General features: G+C 67.0%; 17 protein-coding genes and 1 tRNA gene. 6 read left to right on the forward strand and 12 right to left on the reverse strand.

All coding sequences use genetic code 11. From position 1 onward, the window contains the following. Positions 1-210: 210 nt before the first annotated feature. The 4 genes from C566_RS0111745 (at position 211) to C566_RS0111760 (ending at position 4120) form a co-directional block, all read left to right on the forward strand. On the forward strand, positions 211-1428 hold the full coding sequence (locus tag C566_RS0111745) for a sensor histidine kinase (protein WP_018774542.1): 1218 nt from the start codon (positions 211-213) through the stop codon (positions 1426-1428). A 41-nt stretch (positions 1429-1469) separates the two neighbouring features. Further along, on the forward strand, positions 1470-2189 hold the full coding sequence (locus C566_RS0111750) for a LytR/AlgR family response regulator transcription factor (RefSeq protein ID WP_018774543.1): 720 nt from the start codon (positions 1470-1472) through the stop codon (positions 2187-2189). Continuing rightward, complete coding sequence (locus tag C566_RS0111755) at positions 2186-2563, forward strand: hypothetical protein (protein WP_018774544.1); 378 nt, start codon at positions 2186-2188, stop codon at positions 2561-2563. Before C566_RS0111750 ends, C566_RS0111755 begins: the two co-directional genes overlap by 4 nt. A gap of 90 nt (positions 2564-2653) precedes the next feature. Then, entirely contained in the window at positions 2654-4120 is a 1467-nt protein-coding gene (locus C566_RS0111760) for a sodium/solute symporter (RefSeq protein WP_018774545.1), read from the forward strand. 57 nt (positions 4121-4177) lie between these two features. Here the strand turns inward: C566_RS0111760 and C566_RS0111765 are convergent, their stop codons facing one another. The 6 genes from C566_RS0111765 to rpsB form a co-directional block, all read right to left on the reverse strand. Then, positions 4178-4804: a DivIVA domain-containing protein gene (locus tag C566_RS0111765; RefSeq protein WP_051082302.1), complete on the reverse strand. Its 627-nt coding sequence runs from the start codon at positions 4802-4804 to the stop codon at positions 4178-4180. Positions 4805-4835: 31 nt separating this feature from the next. Beyond that, entirely contained in the window at positions 4836-5756 is a 921-nt protein-coding gene (locus tag C566_RS0111770) for a phosphatidate cytidylyltransferase (protein WP_018774547.1), read from the reverse strand. After that, complete coding sequence (frr, locus tag C566_RS0111775; RefSeq protein WP_018774548.1) at positions 5756-6313, reverse strand: ribosome recycling factor; 558 nt, start codon at positions 6311-6313, stop codon at positions 5756-5758. Before frr ends, C566_RS0111770 begins: the two co-directional genes overlap by 1 nt. A 134-nt stretch (positions 6314-6447) precedes the next feature. Then, positions 6448-7185, reverse strand: coding sequence for a UMP kinase (gene pyrH, locus C566_RS0111780; RefSeq protein ID WP_018774549.1), 738 nt, complete (start codon positions 7183-7185; stop codon positions 6448-6450). Positions 7186-7359: 174 nt separating this feature from the next. Then, the gene (gene tsf, locus C566_RS0111785; RefSeq protein WP_018774550.1) at positions 7360-8196 is read right to left on the reverse strand and encodes a translation elongation factor Ts; all 837 of its coding nucleotides are present in this window, start codon (positions 8194-8196) and stop codon (positions 7360-7362) included. 133 nt (positions 8197-8329) lie between these two features. Then, on the reverse strand, positions 8330-9247 hold the full coding sequence (gene rpsB / locus C566_RS0111790; RefSeq protein ID WP_026266624.1) for a 30S ribosomal protein S2: 918 nt from the start codon (positions 9245-9247) through the stop codon (positions 8330-8332). A gap of 477 nt (positions 9248-9724) precedes the next feature. Here rpsB and C566_RS0111795 point away from each other — a divergent pair, with 477 nt between their 5' ends. Further along, a complete protein-coding gene (locus tag C566_RS0111795) occupies positions 9725-10357 on the forward strand; it encodes a M23 family metallopeptidase (RefSeq protein ID WP_018774552.1) in 633 nt (210 codons plus the stop codon). Positions 10358-10433: 76 nt separating this feature from the next. Here C566_RS0111795 and C566_RS0111800 read toward each other — a convergent pair whose 3' ends face one another. From C566_RS0111800 to C566_RS0111825, 6 genes are all read right to left on the reverse strand, one after another. Then, positions 10434-11624: an acyl-CoA dehydrogenase family protein gene (locus C566_RS0111800; RefSeq protein ID WP_018774553.1), complete on the reverse strand. Its 1191-nt coding sequence runs from the start codon at positions 11622-11624 to the stop codon at positions 10434-10436. 210 nt (positions 11625-11834) lie between these two features. After that, a tRNA-Ile gene (locus C566_RS0111805) sits at positions 11835-11908 on the reverse strand. A gap of 195 nt (positions 11909-12103) precedes the next feature. Then, positions 12104-13300 (reverse strand): glycosyltransferase, encoded by a 1197-nt coding sequence (locus tag C566_RS0111810; RefSeq protein WP_018774554.1) that lies wholly within the window; start codon positions 13298-13300, stop codon positions 12104-12106. Positions 13301-13405: 105 nt separating this feature from the next. Beyond that, entirely contained in the window at positions 13406-14308 is a 903-nt protein-coding gene (locus C566_RS0111815) for a DMT family transporter (RefSeq protein ID WP_018774555.1), read from the reverse strand. Continuing rightward, entirely contained in the window at positions 14308-14931 is a 624-nt protein-coding gene (locus C566_RS0111820; protein WP_018774556.1) for a CDP-alcohol phosphatidyltransferase family protein, read from the reverse strand. Before C566_RS0111820 ends, C566_RS0111815 begins: the two co-directional genes overlap by 1 nt. Before the next feature lie 55 nt (positions 14932-14986). After that, positions 14987-15865 (reverse strand): phage holin family protein, encoded by an 879-nt coding sequence (locus tag C566_RS0111825; RefSeq protein ID WP_018774557.1) that lies wholly within the window; start codon positions 15863-15865, stop codon positions 14987-14989. A 184-nt stretch (positions 15866-16049) separates the two neighbouring features. Here C566_RS0111825 and C566_RS0111830 point away from each other — a divergent pair, with 184 nt between their 5' ends. After that, the gene (locus tag C566_RS0111830) at positions 16050-17273 is read left to right on the forward strand and encodes a multidrug effflux MFS transporter (protein ID WP_018774558.1); all 1224 of its coding nucleotides are present in this window, start codon (positions 16050-16052) and stop codon (positions 17271-17273) included. Positions 17274-17495: the final 222 nt, after the last annotated feature.

The following is a 17495-nucleotide window of genomic DNA, read 5'->3' on the forward strand; positions in this document are numbered from 1 at the left end:
CGCGGGACGCGCCCTACAACCCAATCTGCCGATGTGACTGCAATCACTGTGCACTGTGGCGTGGGTTGCCTACTACAGCCGGGGCGGGCTGCGTCGCTCAGCGGTCCCGGCGTTGCGCCAAACGGCGACCGATACACCGGTTTCGCGGCCATCGGGGTCCGGGCACGTGCCAGAGTCCTCAGCCCCGGCACCGGCGGTAGGCTGGGCATCATGCCGGACTCTCCCCTGTTCACCGCCGCCGCTGTCGCGGTGATCGCCATGGCGATCGCGGTGGTCGTCGCCGTCGGGCTCCAGGTCCTCCGCTCCTTCCGCGACCTCGGCACCGATGCGGAGCGCGCCACGTACAAAACGCTCCACGCCGCCTCCCGGGCCGGCCAGTACCTGCGGACCGGCCTGAACCCTGCCGGTGCGGCCAAGGCCAGCCGGCAGCTGCGCAGCATCTTGGGCTGCGATGCCCTCGCCATCACCGACACAACCGGCGTGCTCGCGTGGGACGGCGCCGCCGAGGAGCTCAAGCCTGCCCTGATGGGGCTCGCGTCAAAAGTGTTCGACGGCGGCCACCTCGCCGTCATTCCGGCCGGCGAACTCGAGCTCCTGGCCGCTGGCGACGGCGGCGTGATGCTGGCGCCGGAGGTGGAGCGCGCCGTCGTGATCGCCCCGATCAAAACCGGCACGCGTGTGGTGGGTGTGGTGGCCGCCTTCGCGCCGGCCGCCGGGGCGGGACTGGTCCGCGCCACCGGCGAGGTGGCTGACTGGGTGGCCACGCAGGTGGAACTGGCCGAGCTCGACGCTTCCCGCACACTCCTGATGGAAGCCGAGGTCCGCGCCCTCCGCGCCCAGATCAGTCCGCACTTCATCTATAACTCGCTCAACGCGATCGCATCCTTCATCAACACGGATCCGGTCCGGGCGCGGGAGCTCGTGGTGGAGTTCGCCGATTTCACCCGCTACTCCTTCCGCCGCCACGGCGACTTCACTACCCTGGCCGAGGAACTGCGCTGCATCGACCGATACCTGCTCCTGGAGCGGGCCCGCTTCGGGGACCGCGTCCAGGTCAGCCTGCGGATCGCTCCCGAGGTGCTCAGCACCGTGATCCCCTTCCTGAGCCTGCAGCCGCTCGTGGAAAACGCGGTCCGGCACGGGCTGGAGGCCAAGGAGGGTCCGGGCCACATCTCCATCACGGCGAACGACTCCGGCGCCTTCGCGGAAGTGACGATCGAGGACGACGGCGTGGGCATGGACCCGGACCAGCTGCGCTCTGTCCTTGCCGGGCACAGCGACGGCGACCACGTCGGGCTGCGCAACGTCGACGCCCGCCTGCGCCAGGTGTACGGCGACGACAACGGCCTCGTGATCGAGACGGCGCCCGGCGAAGGCACCCTGATCACGATGCGCGTCCCCAAGTCCCAGCCCCGGCACGACGCCTGATTCCGGTCGGGCAAGAATGTCTCCGGCAGTACGCTAGAGCCATGATTAACGTCCTCGTCGCCGACGACGAGCTCCCCGCCGTTGAGGAACTGGCCTTCCTGCTCGGCCGGGATGACCGGATCGGCGCCATCCACCGGGCCTCCTCGGGCGCCGAGGCCTTGCGTGCCCTCGAAGCCGAAGACGTCGACGCCGTGTTCCTCGACATCCATATGCCGGCGCTGTCCGGGCTGGACATTGCCCGGGCCATCGCCCGCAGCGCCCGTCCGCCGGCCGTCGTTTTCGTCACCGCGGACGAGGACTGCGCGCTGGAGGCCTTCGAGCTCGCGGCCGTGGACTACCTGCTCAAGCCCGTGCGGGCCGAAAGGCTGGCCAAGTCGATCGGACGCATCAGCGAACTGCTCAAGGACGGTGCCCCTGCACCCGAAATGATCACCGTGGACCTGGGCGGGACCACCAAGATGATCCGTCGCGAAGACGTCACCTACGTCCAGGCGCAGGGTGATTACGCCCGGCTGCACACCGCCGATGCCAGCTACCTCATCAGGGTTCCGCTGGCGGACCTCGAACAGCAGTGGGCCGACGCCGGATTCCTCCGCATCCACCGCTCCTACCTGATCGCGCTGAGCCACGTCGGCCACTTGAAGCTCGCCGCAGCGCGGCCCAGCGTCACGGTGGCCGGAGCCGAACTGCCTATCAGCCGCCGGCACCTGCCTGCTGTCCGGGAAAAGCTTGGCGCAACCCGTATCCGGCCGCAGGCATGACAAGGGTCCGGGTCACGGCGCCACGCAGCGTCACACCAAACGGCACCGCCCTGAACGGCGGGCGCTCCGCGGCAGCCTCCCTCGATGCGGAGGAGGAGACCGACGCCGGGCAGCTGTTCGTCCGTTCGCTCATCCGGTCCCAGCTCCGGCTGGGCCTGGTGGTGGCCCTGGGGTTCCTGCTGATCATGCTCGCCTTCCCGCTGATGCTGGGGCTGGTCCCGGGCCTGGCGGACTCCACGATTGCCGGCCTTCCCTTCGACTGGGTCCTGCTGGGGGCCGGGATCTATCCCGTGATCGGCCTCAGTGCCTGGCTGTACGTGCGGACCGCGGCCAGGAACGAGGCCCGCTACCGGGACCTCGCCGGCGACAAATGACCGAACTCGTGAGGCCCACGTGAACGGCCCGGCGGGAGGCCACGTACGGGGCCCGGTGGGCGGCCACCCACGCGGCCGGGTGAACGGCCGGTGAATCCCGTCGTCGGCGTCGCGGCGTTCGCCGCCGTCTCCCTCGCCACGGCTGTGATCGGTTTCTACGGGTTGCGGATCTCGCGCACCACCGGGGACTTCTACGTCGCGTCCCGGACGGTCAAGCCGTGGTGGAACGCCTCAGCAATCGGCGGGGAGTACCTCTCGGCCGCGAGCTTCCTGGGTGTCGCCGGGCTCATCCTGCTCTCCGGCACCGACGCCCTGTGGTATCCGGTGGGGTACACGGCCGGATACCTGATGCTGCTCTTGTTCGTCGCCGCTCCCCTGCGCCGCTCGGGCGCCTACACGATCCCGGACTTCACCGAGGCGCGCCTCGATTCGCGTGCCGTCCGCCGCGTCACAAGCCTGGTGGTGGTCCTGGTCGGCTGGCTCTACATCGTCCCGCAACTCCACGGCGCCGCACTGGCCATCCGGATCACCACCGGGCTGCCGGCGTGGGTGGGCCCGGTGGCGGTGGTCGCCGTCGTCTGCATCACCGTGGTGGCGGGCGGGATGCGCTCCATCACGTTTGTCCAGGCGTTCCAGTACTGGCTGAAGCTGACCGCGGTGGCGGTGCCCATCGTGTTCATGCTGCTGGTGCTGGGCGGCAACAGCTCCCCGGCGGAGGCAGCCCCCGCGGTGAATCCGACGGCGCTGGCACCCTCGGGCCCCTATCAGGTCATTTCCCTGCTCGTGGCCCTGCTCTTCGGGACCCTCGGCCTGCCGCACGTGCTGGTCCGGTTCTACACAAATCCGGACGGACAGTCGGCCCGGCGCACCACCCTGATTGTCCTGGGCCTGCTCTCGGTCTTCTATCTGTTCCCCACGGCCTACGGCATGATCGGCCGGGCCTACGCCCCCGACCTCGCCCAAAGCGGGCCGGCCGACGCCCTGGTGCTGCTGTTGCCTGGCCGCCTGGTGGGCGGGGCGGCCGGCGACCTGCTCTCTGCGCTGGTGGTGGCCGGGGCGTTTGGGGCGTTCCTGTCGACGACGTCGGGCCTGGTGGTCTCGCTGGCCGGCGTGATCAGCCAGGACGTGTTCGGCGGCAGCGTGCGCGGCTTCCGGCTGGCAGCGCTGATCTCGGCGCTGGTGCCTCTGGGAATCGCGTCGATGACCGAATCGCTGGCTCTGGCCGGCAGCGTGGGGCTCGTGTTTGCGTTTACCGCGTCCACGATCTGCCCGGTCCTGCTGCTGGGCATCTGGTGGCGGGGACTGACGGACGCCGGGGCAATCGCGGGCATGGTGACCGGCGGCGTGCTCTGCGGCAGCGCGATGGTGGCCGGTTCGGTGCTGGGGGCGACACAGACGCCGTCGTGGCTGGCACAGCCGGCCGCGTGGACGGTGCCGGCCGCGTTCGCCGTCACGATCCTGGTGTCGCGGGCCACGCGGGGCCGGGTGCCGCGGACGATGACGCGCCTCATGACCCGGCTGCACACCCCGGAACGGCCGCTCGCGACGGAGCGGTGACCCGGCGTCGGTGACCCGGCTTCGGTGATCCGGGGTGGGGCTCCGGGCCGGGCGTGCCTAGTCGATGGCCGCCATGAGCTCGACGGCGCGCTCCAGGAACGCGTCGACCTGGCTTTCCTCGTAGCCCTCCCGGCCCACGGCGGGGCGGAACACGGCGCGTCGGACGTTGTCCACGCTCAGCGGCTGGTCCTCCTCGAGGTAGCCGATCAGCTCGTGGCAGAGGTCGTCGACGTCGGTGGTGTTGTAGCTGCGGGCCTTGGGCTTGGACGGGCGTCGGAAGCGCTGGCCGTCCGGGCGGTGCAGGCGCCCGCGCAGGACGCCCGCGAGCCGGCCGATTTCGCGCAGCCAGGCGTCCTCGCCGCGTTCGGCAACCAGCTCATCGCGCTCGCGCCGGGCGAGGGCGTCCTCGAGCCGGTCCAGCGCGGCATCCACGCCGGCCGCGGCGTAGCCGCCCTTCACGGGATCGAAGGACACTGCGCGGACGTCCGAGCTCTTGATGGCGCGGGAGGCCGAGGACGGAGCTTCGAATGACACCCGTGCGCGTTGCAGGAAATCGTCGACCTGCCTGGCGTTGTAGCCATACTGGTTCCGCTGCACGCGGTCAAAAGACGCAGGAATCTGCCGTTGAATGTCCACTGTTACTTTGTTCCTTTGATGCCGTTCGGCTGGTTTGCTCGGCACCATTCTAGGCGCCGGAAGTGCTGGGCCTGTGCTTCTAGGCGGCCGTGAGGGCCGAGAACAGGATGAACGCCACCGGCGAGGCAAAGACAATCGAGTCCAGCCGGTCCATGACGCCTCCGTGTCCGGGGAGGATGCTGCTCATGTCCTTGATGCCGAGCTCGCGCTTGACCATCGACTCGGCCAGGTCGCCGGCGGTGGCGGCTGCCACCATGCCCACCGCGAGCACGACGCCGAACCACCACGGCTCGCCCAGCACGAAGATCATGGCGAGCACGCCCACGACGACGGCCCCCGCGATCGAGCCGGCGAAGCCTTCCCAGGTCTTCTTGGGGCTGATCTTGGGGGCCATCGGATGCTTGCCCAGGGAGGCGCCCACGAGGTAGCCAAAGGTGTCGTTGGCCACCACCAGGAGCAACAGGGTCGCGATCTGCCACGCACCGGCCGGAATCACCCCGTCAGGCCACAGGCCTACCGGCGTCTCGCCGTCGGCGGTGTGCAGCAGCAGCGTCGCAAAGCTGATCAGGAACGGCACCCAGGACAGGGTGAAGACCCCCGCGAAGATGCTCCGCGCCGAACCGGCGGCGCCTTCCAGGGTCCGCCACAACAGCACCGCCACGCTGCTGACAAGCATCGCAAAGAGCAGGCTTTCGAGGCCGCCGAAGTAGGCGGCGATCGGCATGGCGACCGTGCCGACCATCACCGGCACGATCGGCAGGCGCGTGCCCGCGGCCTCCAGCGCACGGAAGATCTCCCAGACGCCGAAGATCGCAAAGGTGGCGGTCACCAGGACGAAGCCCAGCGGGAGGAACAGCAGGCCGCCGAGGACGCACACCAGCATGCCAACGCCCACCACGGTGGCGGCGGGCAGGTTCCGGCCCGCTTTGGGCGTCGGGTTCTCGCGTTGCTTCCCCCGCCTCCGGGCGCGCGGCCCGGAGGCCTCCTGTGCCTGACTCATCAGACCTCGAGCAACTCAGCTTCCTTGCGCTTGAGCAGCTCGTCGATCCCGTCCACGTGTGCCTTGGTCATGGCGTCCAGTTCCTTCTCGCCGCGGGCGCCTTCGTCTTCGCCGGCGTCGCCGTCCTTGACGAGCTTGTCCAGCGTCTCCTTGGCCTTGCGGCGGATGTTGCGGATGGACACCTTCGCGTCCTCGCCCTTGGACTTGACGATCTTGACGTATTCCTTGCGCCGTTCGCTGGTCAGCTCGGGAATGGTGATCCGGATGACGTTGCCGTCGTTGGACGGGTTGGCGCCCACCTCGGAGTCGCTGAGCGCGCGTTCGATGTCGCGCAGGGCCGTCTTGTCGTACGGGGTGACGAGGATGGTGCGGGCATCCGGGACCGCGAAGGAGGCCAGCTGCTGCAGCGGCGTCGGCGTGCCGTAGTACTCGACGATGACCTTGTTGTACAGGCCAGGCGTCGCGCGTCCGGTCCGGATCGAGGCGAAGTCTTCCTTGGCTACCTCAACTGCCTTGTCCATCTTGTCCCCGGCTTCGAGCAAGGTTTCTTCGATCACGGTCTCTCCTCAGAAATTGGTGCGTCCCGGGGGCCGGGGCGCGGCACGTCTTCTTGGTGCGCCTGATGTATTCCGCCGGGCGCTTTTGTCTTCCGCCTGGCGGCGGAAAGGTCCTGAAAACATCCTAGCCGTTGCTAGGGGGTGACGACGGTGCCCAGGTCCTCGCCCCGGATGGCGCGGGTGACGTTGCCCTCGCCTTCCATGCCGAAGACCACCATCGTGAGGTTGTTGTCCTTGCACATGGTCATCGCGGTCTGGTCCATCACGCGGATGTCGCGGCGGAGGGCGTCGTCGTAACTGAGGCGGTGCAGCTTCTCCGCCGTCGGGTCCTTCTTCGGGTCGGCGGTGTAGACGCCGTCGACGCCGCTTTTGGCCATCAGGACGACGTCGGCGTGGACCTCCATGGCGCGCTGGGCGGCCACGGTGTCCGTGGAGAAGTACGGCAGTCCGGCGCCGGCGCCGAAGATGACAACCCGGCCCTTTTCCATGTGGCGGATGGCGCGGCGGGGAATGTAGGCCTCGGCAACCTGGCCCATGGTGATGGCGCTCTGCACGCGCGTTTCCACCCCGGCCTGCTCCAGGAAGTCCTGGAGCGCGAGGCAGTTCATGACGGTTCCGAGCATGCCCATGTAGTCGGCGCGGGACCGGTCCATGCCACTCTGGGACAGTTCGGCGCCGCGGAAGAAGTTGCCTCCGCCGACGACGATTGCGACCTCGACGTCGGGAACTGCGGCGGCGATCTGCTTGGCCACGCCACGGACGGTATCCGGGTCGACGCCCAGTTTGCCGCCGCCGAAGACCTCGCCGGAGAGCTTCAAGAGGACGCGGCGCCTGTTCTTCTTTGGCTGGGCTGAAGTGGTGACGGTTTCCATGGTGCCTTCCCGTTGGTGAACTCTGAGTTAGGTTATCGTGCTGGGCGCCCAAGGCGGCATTCCGGCCGTGACCGGAACCGGTGCCTCACGGGTGCATGCAAAAGGGGTGGCCACCGTGGTGACCACCCCCTTAGCGTGTCTTGCTAGTGCCTGACTGGTGTCTGGCCAGTCTGACTAGGAACCGACGCGGAAGCGCGTGAAGGCAGTTGCCTTGACGCCGGCCTCTTCGAGGACCTGGGCGACAGACTTCTTGGCATCCTTGGCGAATGACTGGTCAACGAGGACCTCGCCCTTGTAGAAGCCGGTAACGCGGCCTTCGACGATCTTGGTCATCGCAGCTTCGGGCTTGCCCTCGGCCTTGGCCGTTTCCTCGGCGATGCGGCGCTCGGACTCGACGAGCTCGGCCGGAACGTCCTCACGGGTGAGGTAGTTCGGAGCCATGGCGGCGACGTGAACGGCGACGTCGTGGGCTGCCGTGGCAGCCGCTTCGCCTTCGCCGTCAACAGCGAACAGCACGCCAACCTGGGCCGGGAGGTCCTTGGAGGTCTTGTGCAGGTAAGCGTCGACCGTAGCGCCCTCGATGCGGGAGATGCGGCGGACAACAACCTTTTCGCCCAGAACGGCGCCCTCTTCGATGACGACCTCGGACAGCGGCTTGCCGTCGACCTCGGTGGCCAGCAGGGTCTCGAGATCGGCAGCGCCGGACTCGACAGCCACGGCCAGGACCTTGTCGGCCAGCTGGATGAACTTGTCGGCCTTGGCAACGAAGTCGGTCTCGCAGTTGACTTCGATCATCACGCCGACGCCGTTGGCGACCTTGGCAGCAACCAGGCCTTCAGCGGTGGAGCGGCCTTCGCGCTTGGTGGCGCCCTTCAGGCCCTTGATGCGGATGATTTCGATGGCCTTCTCGGCGTCACCGTTGGCTTCGTCAAGAGCCTTCTTGACATCCATCATGCCGGCGCCGGTGCGCTCGCGCAGAGCCTTGATATCAGCGGCAGTGTAGTTCGCCATGTGAACCCCTCTGTCTAGAAATTTATGTGGTGTACGGACCGACAGGACGGCTGCTCACCGAGTGAGCGGCCATCCTGTCGGTACCCCCTATGCAGCTGAGCGCATGTGGGGAGATCCAGATTTACTTGTCTGACTACTTGGCTTCGTCGGCGGCCGGTGCTTCTTCAGCAGCCGGTGCTTCTTCAGCAGCCGGAGCGGCCTCAGCGGCCGGAGCAGCTTCAGCGGCCGGGGCCTCTTCAGCAGCCGGTGCAGCCTCAGCGGCGGGCGCTGCAGCAGCTTCAGCCTTGTTGCCTTCGAGGAGCTCGCGCTCCCACTCGGCCAGCGGCTCTTCCGGAGCTTCCGTGGTGCCAGTGGCGCGCTGGTTACGGGCGATGAGGCCCTCAGCAACGGCGTCGGCGACAACGCGGGTCAGCAGGTTGACGGAGCGGATGGCGTCGTCGTTACCCGGGATCGGGAAGTCGACTTCGTCGGGATCGCAGTTGGTGTCCAGGATGGCCACAACCGGGATGTTCAGCTTCTTGGCCTCGTCGACAGCAAGGTGTTCCTTCTTGGTGTCAACGATCCACAGCGCGGACGGCGCCTTGGTCAGGTTGCGGATACCACCGAGGTTGGTTTCCAGCTTGGTGAGTTCGCGGCGAAGGAGCAGCAGTTCCTTCTTGGTGTAAGCCGAACCGGCGACGTCGTCGAAGTCGATCTCTTCGAGTTCCTTCATGCGCTGGATGCGCTTGGAGACCGTCTGGAAGTTGGTCAGCATACCGCCGAGCCAACGCTGGTTGACGTAGGGCTGGCCAACGCGGGTGGCCTGCTCGGCGATGGATTCCTGCGCCTGCTTCTTGGTGCCGACGAAGAGAACGGTGCCGCCGTGTGCAACGGTGGCCTTCACGAACTCGTAGGCACGGTCGATGTAGGACAGCGACTGCTGCAGGTCAATGATGTAGATACCGTTGCGCTCCGTGAAGATGAAGCGCTTCATCTTCGGGTTCCAACGGCGGGTCTGGTGTCCAAAGTGGACGCCGCTGTCAAGCAGCTGGCGCATAGTTACGACGGGCATGCCGACGCTCCTTCCGGCAGGTCATTCATGAGAGAGCCCATGGCCCTCTTACCCTGCCAATAGTTGACGGTTGTTTAGCATTCGCCCGGGATGGGCGTTGCTCCTGGCATCCACTGCACTTCCCATCCGCGCCATATGGACATGCCATGTGGAACGGACCGCAGGAGGCGCAGTCCTCCGCAGCCGAAGTTTGTGGCTTCTTTTGAGGAGGGCTGGATACGCGTAGTCAGCTGCTGTTCCCCCGCACCCCTGAATGAGGCGTGCCGGCTTCGGCAATCACGAAGTATCGCGACTTACAAGCGTGAGGGCACAGCAAACTGCTCCACCAAGTGTACTACAGCGGCCCCGCCCCGAAAGACGGTTTTGCCACGGCAGCGGGGCGGGGTTCCGGGGCTTGGGCGGGGGTCGGCGGGCACCTTATCCACATAGCCATGGCGGGAGATTCCGTCCGGGGCGCTGCCTTGGCAGGCTGGGGCCATGAAGCTCCCCCTTGGCCTGCCGGCACCGTTCCTGGCGCCACTGTTCCTGGCGGCACCGTTCCTGGCGCTGTCCCTGGCGCTGTCCCTGGCGCTGTCCCCCATCGCCGCCGATGCCCATATCTCCGCCGCCGCCGACATCGGCGCCGGCGCCCAGGCTGCGATTTCACCCGGCCGGGGCTCTCCAAGGGCAGGGCCGGTCCCGGAACCTGCCTGGAGCTGGCCGCTTAGCCCGCGGCCGGCGGTGCTGCGCGCCTTCGATCCCCCGGCCAGGCCGTGGCTCAGCGGTCACCGCGGTGTCGATATTGAGGCGGCCTTCGATGGCGCCCCACTCCTGTCGCCGGCCGCCGGGACGGTGAGCTTTGTCGGGACGGTGGTGGACCGGCCGGTCATCACGATCGATCACGGCAACGGGCTGCGCAGCAGTTTCGAGCCGGTGGCGAGTTCACTGACGGCTGGGACCGCGGTGGCGGAAGGCGAGGTCCTGGGGCGGGTGCAGGCCGGCCACTGCGGCCCGGCCCCGCCCTGCCTCCACTGGGGCGTCCGCCGCGGCGAGGACTACGTCAACCCGCTGGCGTTCGTGATGGACCTGAGGCCTTCCGTCCTGCTCCCGCCCCTGGAGCCGGGTCCGTGATGCGGCGTTTGGCGCCGCCTTGATGCGCGGCTCCTCCGTTGAGGCACGCGGGCCTCCGCGTCGGCCGTTTGGCGCATCAGACGATCGCGGAAATGCCCGTGATCGCCCGGCCGGTGACCAGGGTGTTGATTTCGTGCGTGCCCTCGTAGGAGTAGATGGCTTCGGCGTCCGCAAAGACCTTGGCCATTTCGAAGTCCGTCACGATCCCGTTGCCGCCGAGGATGCTCCGTCCCAGGGCCACGCTTTCGCGCATGCGCGCGGTGGTGAACGCCTTGGCCAGGGCGGACTGCTCGTCCTTCGCCTCCCCCGCATCCTCCAGCTGGGAGAGCCTCACCATCATGCCCATGGAGCTGACGGCGTTGCCGAGGATCTGCACGAGCTGGTGCTGGATCAGCTGGAAGGAGGCAATCGGGCGGCCGAACTGGCTGCGTTCCACGGCGTAGCGCCGGGCGACGTCGAAGGCGGCGAGCTGCTGCCCCACCGCTTGCCAGGCAACGGCCAGGCGGGTGACTTTCAGGACCTTGTTCGTGTCACGGAAGCTGTTGGCATTGGCGAGCTTGAAGAACTCCGGCACCACAACGTTATCGAGCGTGATGTCGGCGTTCTGAACCGTGCGCAGCGAGATCTTGTTCTCGATTTTCGAGGCTCTGTACCCCTCGGTCTTGGTGTCCACGAGGAACCCTTTGACCTGGTTGTCCTCGACATCGCGGGCGTAGATGACCACCCAGTCGGAGAAGGTTGCGTTGCCGATCCAGCGCTTGGCTCCATTGAGGATCCAGTTCCCGCCGTCGCGCCGCGCCGTGGTGCGCGTACCGCCGGCGACGTCGGAGCCGCCAAGGGGCTCGGTGAGGCCGAAGGCGCCGATCTTCTTGAGCGAGTAAATCTCGGGAAGCCACGCGTCCTGCTGCTCCTGGGAGGCAAGGGCTTCGATGGAGCCGGTGAAGAGCCCGTCATGGACGCCCATGAACGTCGCGATCGACGTGTCGGCGCGGGTGACTTCCGCGTGCAGGATGCCGGCGAAGAGGTTCGAGTAGCCCTGCCTCCGGACGGGGCTGACCAGGTCGATTTCTGCCAGCTTCGGGATCAGCTCCATGGGGAACTCCGCGCGATTCCAGCAATCGACGGCGATCGGCCGGACTTCGCGGGCAAGGAACTCGCGGACTTCGGCCAGCCTGTCCTGCTCCTTGGCGCTGAGCAGCTGCTCGAACGCAAAGAAGTCGCCATCGGCGTAGGGCAGGTTATGGATGTCGATGGCAGCTTTGGACATGGTGTTCCTTCACTCGATCAGCGGGGACCAAAAGGGCGCCGGCTTCGCGCCGACGATATGTTACTCATGAGTAACATATCGCAGTGTCGAGACGCCTGCAAGCGTCGGACCCGACCCCGACAAAAAGGGAGCCGTGGCCGACGTCGGACGTCAGCCACGGCTCCCGTGGTTGCGGGCCCCCTGATGAGGAGGCTGCCGCAGAAATGAATGTAGGGCTACTCGGACTTGAACCGAGGACCTTAGGATTATGAGTCCCGCGCTCTAACCAGCTGAGCTATAGCCCCCTGCGCCCGGAGCCGGACCTGGCCCGCTGGGGGCCGGATTGGTTCCGGGCAAAAATACTCTAGCAATAGTAGACGCATCACACGTACGCGCCGCCACCGGCAGGCGGCCCGGCGCAACTGACCTGGATGCTGTTGGACTGGACGCACTGGGACTGGACGCGTTCGGAGTGGACGCATCCCTGCCAGGCGGCGTGCCTAGAGGACCAGGTCGTCGTAGCTGGCGCCCCGGTAGATGTCCTCAAATGTCTGCAGCGTGCGCGCGATGCCGTGGCTTTCCACCATTTCGCGGCTGGTCTTGCCCATCGCATCACGCTCGTGGTCCGGCAGCGAGAACACGCGCGTCAGCTTGGCGGCGAGGTCGTCGCTGTCGTTGGGGATAAAGAGGTAGCCGTTTTCCCCGTCGCGGACCAGGTGCGGCAGCGCCATGGCGTTGGCCAGCAGGACTGGCGTAGACGCCGACATCGCCTCCAGGGTCACGAGGGACTGGAGCTCCGCCGTGCCGGGCATGCAGAACACGTCGGCCGTGATGTAGGCCTTGCGAAGCTCGGCGTCGCTGGCCAGGCCGAGGAACCTGACCCGGTCCGCCAGTCCGAGCCGGGCGACCTGTGCCTCGAGGGCAGGACGGACTTCGCCGCCGCCGACGATTTCGAGGTGAATGTCGAGTTCTTTGGGCGTCTTGGCTACGGCGTCGATCAGGACGTCCACATGCTTCTCCTCCGCCAGCCGGCCGGCGAAGAGCACGGTGGGGCTGGCGTGGCGTTCCGCGGTTTCGCCGGGATGCAGCTCGTAGGCGGCGGCGTCGATGCCGTTGGAGAGGGGCAGGACCTGGCGCAGGAAGGCGTGCTGGTGCATGGCCTTGGCGGCAAGCGGCGTGGGTGTGGTCACGACGTCGGCCTGGCCCATGACCTTGCCCATGTCACGCCAGGAGATCCGGCCCACGATGTCTTTGAACCATTGCGGGAACGGCAGGAAGGGGTTCAGGTTTTCGGGCATGAAGTGGTTGGTCGCCACCACCCGGATGCCTCGCTTCACGGCCTCGTACAGGACGTGCTCGCCGATCATGTAGTGGCTCTGGATGTGCACCACGTCCGGCTGGATGCGGTCGAACAGCAGCCCGATTTCCTTTTTGATCTCCCAGGGGAAGGTGACCCGGAAATACTCGTGCGTGGGCACGGAGTGGGAGCGCAGGCGGTGGACGGTGGCCTCGTCGCTGAACTCGCTGTAGCTCGGGCCCTTGCCCGGGCGGCATGCCAGGACGTGGACCTCGTGACCGCGGGCTGTCATCCCCTTGGCCAGGCGGTAGCCGAACTGGGCGGCGCCGTTGACGTGGGGCGGGTACGTGTCAGCGGCAATCAGGATGGTCAGCGGCGGCTGGTTGTCGGACGTGGTCACGTGGAGAGCTCCTGGTGGTCGCTGTGCGGTCAGCTGGATCAAAGGTGGCCGGCTGGCCATCGGCGCACGGGCGCCGGGCCTGCAGCCGAAGTCTGGGCGGACGCCCTAGGACCTGCCCGCAGTCTTCCGCGCGTCCTTCTTGCGCTTGGTGACTTCCGGGTGGTGTCTGGAAAGGGCTATTACTCCCACGATAGCAAGTGATGCGGCCGTCCCCATGGCGATAGCCATCACAGGCTGGACGTCGGGACGCAGTTCTCCCAGAATTACGATGCCGATTGCGATGCCCACAATGGGGTCGATCACGGTCAAACCGGCGATCACGAGGTCCGGCGGTCCGCTGGAGTAGGCATTCTGTACAAACCACGATCCCAGCACGCCTGCAGCCACAATTGCCACGGCGCTGTACCACGGCACATTCAGCAGGAACTGCCCGTTCGGGTCCAACAGATGCCGGCCGATGATGCGGGTCAGGACCGCCACGAAGCCGAACAGGACGCCGGCGCCGAGGATGTAGACGAAGGCGCTCATGCGGTGCTTGAACAGGACGGCGAGCGTTCCGAAGAGCCCAACCGCCAGGGCCAGGAGCAGCACGATGGTCAGTTCGTCCGAGCTGCTGACGTTGTGGTTTTCCTGGGTGACATTGACGGCCAGCACCACAAAGAGTGCTGAACCTGTCACGCAGAGCGAGATGGCCACGATGGTGGCCCGGTTCATGCTCAGGCCCTGGTCCTTGGTGTTGACCACGGTGGTGATGACCAGGGCGATCGCGCCGATCGGTTGCACCACCGTCAGCGGGGCCATGACGAGCGCGACGGCGTTCATCGCCATCCCGACGCACAGCAGCATGAACCCGAAAAGCCAGCGCGGATTGCGCGCGAGCCGAAGCAGGCCGTGGGTGCTCAGCGCCAGGCCGCCGGTATCGGCCTTGACCGCGCTGCCCTGGCGCTGGGCGCCAAAGGCCAGGCAGAAGGCACCGAGCACCGCAAGCAGTACCGCAACCCAGACCATCAGTGGGAGCCGCCGTCGTGCGCGCGAAGTTGCCTGCCCTTGCCGATGATGGCCCAGACGTAGTTGTAGGCCGCGATCCAGTGCCCGACGAGGCCCAGGCCCAGGAAGATCCACGCGACCGTGGCGTACGCGTCGGCAGCGGGCACCGGAAGTTTGGACAGCACCAGCAGCGGGGTGCCCACCAGCAGCAGGCCCGTCCGGATTTTTCCGATGCGGCTCACCGGCAGATCCGGGTGGCCGTGGAAATAGAACAGTGACAGGGCGAGCAGGACCGCGTCCGGGACCAGCAGCGCGGCGAGATACCACCACTCGACGACGCCTGCGATCACGAGGGTCACGGCGACGGCGATCAGCGAGAGTCTGTCGGCAATCGGGTCCATGACCCGGCCGAGGTTGGACATTTGATTGAAGCGGCGGGCGATGTAGCCGTCCACCCAGTCGGTGCTGGCCATGATGGCGAGCACGAGGGCACCGTAACCGTACTTGTGCTCCGAGAGGACCAGCCAGATGAACACCGGAACACCAAGGAAGCGCACCACAGTCAGGACATTGGGGACCGTGAAGACCGCGTCGCGGTGGACGAGGGGCTGCCCGGGGCGGGCGCCAGCGCCGATGAACTTCATCGATTCCCCCCTTCCGTGGACGGCAACGGTTTGGCGTTTGGGTTCAGGGATCTGCCTAGCCCTTTAGCAGCCGGCGCACAAGGACCGCGAGGGCGGCTCCCGACGCGGCGAGCACAGCCAGGGGCTTCCAGCGCTGCTTGATCGTGTCGGCCAGGCCCTGCCCGTCAGCGGATGTGGAGGACCCCGCCGAGGTGCGGACTGAGGAGCGGAAGCCTGCGATCTTGTCGCTGAGCTGCTCCTTGCCGTCCTGGAGTCGGGCCTGGGTGGCGGCCAGCAGGGTTTGGGCCTGGGTCTTGACGTCGAGTTCGCGGCCGAGGTCGTCGCGCACGCCGGTGAGATGCGTGCGCCGCTGGTCCACCCGGCGTCGGAGTTCGGCCTCTGTGGGGGGCGGCCCGAAGTCGGGCTTGGCGGCCGCTTTGGCTTCCTTCTCCGCCTTCGCCTTGGCGGCGGCGGCTTCCTTGGCGGCCTTGGCGGCTTTGTACTGTTCGGAGTTCGGATCCAGGATCGCCGCGTCGAAGGCGGAGCCCTCCTTGGCGATGCCGAGGTCGTACTTGAGCCCCCGGATAGTCTCCTCGGGGACCAGCGGCATGAGCTTCTTGAACTTGTTCAGACCGATGAGCGCCCCGATCGCGGCGATGACCAGGAAGACTGCGCAGACCAGCAGGGCGGCGAGCCAGGCGGGCATGATCGTGGCCAGTCCCATGATTGCCGCAACGACGAGTCCGACCAGCAGGAACGCAACGAACACCAGTGCGACGGCGAAGAAGGCGCCTGCGACGCCGAGCTGGATCCCCTTGCGCTTGATTTCGGCCTTGGCCAGCGCAATCTCGTCACTGAGCTGCCGGGGCGCCAGCTTGAAGATCATCTTCAGGGTTTGCGGCAGCGCGGAAATGCGCAGCCCACCGCCTGTCCCGCCGCTGTGACGTCCGCTCATCGGTCCCGCCTAACTGGTGCCATCCGTCGATCCGCTCGCGCGGGCTTGCCGGGTCTGGACAGCTTCGCACAGACCCCGGTGTCAAAACTATCATTTAGGCTCTTGGGAGGCCCTTTCGGGCAAGGTGTGGCGCGCCTGCCCAGCCACCGGCCGGCTATCCCGGCGGGCCCTAGGATGGACCTCTGTGAGCACACCCCACAATCCCGGTGATTCCCTGAGCCGCCGTCGTAAATTCCTCTACATCCTGACGCTCGGCGCTTTGACCGCCCTCGGGCCGTTCACGGTTGACCTCTACTTGCCCGCATTCCCTGCCCTGGAAGAAAGCCTGGGCGTCTCCGCGGCCGCGGTGCAGCTGACGCTCACGGGGACGACCATAGGTTTCGCGCTGGGACAGCTGGTAGTGGGTCCGCTGAGTGACAAGTTCGGCCGGCGGCTGCCCCTGATCGTGGCGACGGCGGTTCACATCGCGGCATCCCTGGGCGCCGCGCAGTCCACGGACATCGCCACGCTGGGCTTCTTCCGCGTCCTCATGGGCGTCGGGGCTGCCGGAGGCGGTGTGGTGGCCATGGCCATGGTCCGTGACCTGTTCAGCGGCTACGCGATGGTGCGGATGTTCGCGAGGATGGCCCTTGTCAACGGGCTGGCCCCGATCCTCGCCCCGGTGATCGGCTCCCAGCTGCTGTTGCTGGTCCCCTGGCCCGGCATCTTCTTGTTCCTGGCCGCCTACGGGACCTGCGTCATCATCGCGGCCCTCTTCGTGATCCGGGAGACCCTGCCGCCGGAGCTGCGCGGCAAATCCGGGATGACCGCGGGCCAGCGTTACAAGGTGCTCTTCTCCGACCGGATCTTCGTGGGCCTGCTGCTGGTGGGCGGGATGAACTTCGCGGGCCTTTTCACCTACCTCTCGGCCTCGCCGTTCCTGTTCCAGAATGTCTACGGGTTCACGCCCCAGCAGTACGGCCTGCTCTTTGGCGTCAACTCGCTGGGCATCGTGGCGGGCGTGCAGACCAGCGCAAGGCTCATCAAGCGCGTCCCGCCACAGTGGATCCTGGCCTGTTCCACGGCCTGGATGTTCGTCATGGCCGTCCTGATTGTCGTCTTCGACCAGCTGGGGTTCGGGCTGTGGGGCGTCCTGGTGCCGCTGTGGTTCTACATCCTCGGCGCCGGTTTCACCTTCCCCACCGTGCAGGTCCTGGCCCTGTCCAAACATGGCGCCCAGGCAGGAACCGCGGCTTCCCTTCTCGGCGCGGCGACCTTCTTGATGGCGGGCCTTATCTCGCCGGTGGTCGGCTGGCTCGGCGTCAGCTCCGCAACCCCGATGGGCGCCGTCCAGGCCGTCTGCATCCTGCTGGCGGCCGCTGCACTGTGGCTGGTTGTACGGCCCAGCACGGTGCCACCGATCCAATAGCCGGGCTCCCCGGCGGGACATGCCCATTCTTCGCGGCTTCCCCGGCGGGACATGCCCACTCTTGGCACCGAGGACTGGACATATTGGCACTAGGTCCACCCGCCAGGACCACGACTGGACATGTCCCCCGGCCAGCCGGAATAGCCTGTACAACGGGCACCGCCGCACCCACAGCCTTGTCACTGGCCTGCAGTCCTGCGCCCCGTCGCACCCTGTTCGACG

Origin of the sequence: Arthrobacter sp. 131MFCol6.1 (assembly GCF_000374925.1) — a bacterium.
Lineage (GTDB): Bacteria > Actinomycetota > Actinomycetes > Actinomycetales > Micrococcaceae > Arthrobacter.

Bases quoted from the DNA above. Each gene is read 5' to 3' on its own strand.
- C566_RS0111770 (WP_018774547.1), bottom strand. From the start codon at position 5,756: ATGAGTCAGGCACAGGAGGCCTCCGGGCCGCGCGCCCGGAGGCGGGGG.
- C566_RS0111765 (WP_051082302.1), bottom strand. From the start codon at position 4,804: ATGGTGCCGAGCAAACCAGCCGAACGGCATCAAAGGAACAAAGTAACA.
- rpsB (WP_026266624.1), bottom strand. From the start codon at position 9,247: ATGCCCGTCGTAACTATGCGCCAGCTGCTTGACAGCGGCGTCCACTTT.
- C566_RS0111795 (WP_018774552.1), top strand. From the start codon at position 9,725: ATGAAGCTCCCCCTTGGCCTGCCGGCACCGTTCCTGGCGCCACTGTTC.
- C566_RS0111815 (WP_018774555.1), bottom strand. From the start codon at position 14,308: ATGGTCTGGGTTGCGGTACTGCTTGCGGTGCTCGGTGCCTTCTGCCTG.
- C566_RS0111755 (WP_018774544.1), top strand. From the start codon at position 2,186: ATGACAAGGGTCCGGGTCACGGCGCCACGCAGCGTCACACCAAACGGC.
- pyrH (WP_018774549.1), bottom strand. From the start codon at position 7,185: ATGGAAACCGTCACCACTTCAGCCCAGCCAAAGAAGAACAGGCGCCGC.
- C566_RS0111800 (WP_018774553.1), bottom strand. From the start codon at position 11,624: ATGTCCAAAGCTGCCATCGACATCCATAACCTGCCCTACGCCGATGGC.
- C566_RS0111825 (WP_018774557.1), bottom strand. From the start codon at position 15,865: ATGAGCGGACGTCACAGCGGCGGGACAGGCGGTGGGCTGCGCATTTCC.
- C566_RS0111745 (WP_018774542.1), top strand. From the start codon at position 211: ATGCCGGACTCTCCCCTGTTCACCGCCGCCGCTGTCGCGGTGATCGCC.
- C566_RS0111820 (WP_018774556.1), bottom strand. From the start codon at position 14,931: ATGAAGTTCATCGGCGCTGGCGCCCGCCCCGGGCAGCCCCTCGTCCAC.
- C566_RS0111750 (WP_018774543.1), top strand. From the start codon at position 1,470: ATGATTAACGTCCTCGTCGCCGACGACGAGCTCCCCGCCGTTGAGGAA.
- tsf (WP_018774550.1), bottom strand. From the start codon at position 8,196: ATGGCGAACTACACTGCCGCTGATATCAAGGCTCTGCGCGAGCGCACC.